This window comes from Mesorhizobium sp. M7A.F.Ca.ET.027.03.2.1 (genome assembly GCF_003999175.1).
In the GTDB taxonomy this organism is placed as follows: Bacteria; Pseudomonadota; Alphaproteobacteria; order Rhizobiales; family Rhizobiaceae; genus Mesorhizobium.
Genome location: NZ_RZOM01001824.1, coordinates 1 through 532, shown reverse-complemented (window position 1 = coordinate 532; position 532 = coordinate 1). Strand labels below are relative to the sequence as shown.

1 protein-coding gene is annotated in these 532 nt (G+C 62.2%); it reads right to left on the bottom strand.

All coding sequences use genetic code 11. The features are described from left to right. Positions 1–100: 100 nt before the first annotated feature. Positions 101–532 (bottom strand): M20/M25/M40 family metallo-hydrolase (locus EN750_RS38285; protein ID WP_127399516.1); only part of this gene is annotated, 432 nt, incomplete at its 5' end.

Genomic DNA, 532 nt, shown 5'->3' with positions numbered 1-532 from the left:
GTAAGGCGCACCGCGACAAGCTTCGACCTGCCGATGCGGTGGCCGGGAATGTTTTGTCCTGGCCACCGCATCGGCAGGTCGAAGCTTGTCGCGGTGCGCCTTACCCCGCGGCTGTGCCGCGCAGCAGCACGTTGAGCCCTATCGCCATCACCTTGGCCGATTCTACCATGTCCGATATCCCGACCCATTCGTCCGGCCGGTGGGCGAGGTCGAGAATGCCCGGCCCATAGGCGATGCAATCATAGATATGGCCGATGCGCGCAATGTGCTTCTGGTCGTAGGTGCCGGGCGAGATGACGTAGTCGGGTTCGCGGTCGAAGATCGCCATGATGCCTTGCGCAACCGCTTTGACCACCGGGGCGTCGCGCTCGGTCATCAGCGGCAGCACTTCCATCAGGTCGCGGATTTCGTAGTCGAATTTTGTCCGCTCGCGCTTTAGCCGGTCGAGAATACCGGTCACTTCGCCTTTGACGGTGTCGAGATCTTCCTCCAGCAGGAAACGACGGTCGATGGTCAGCCGGCAGGAGTCGGG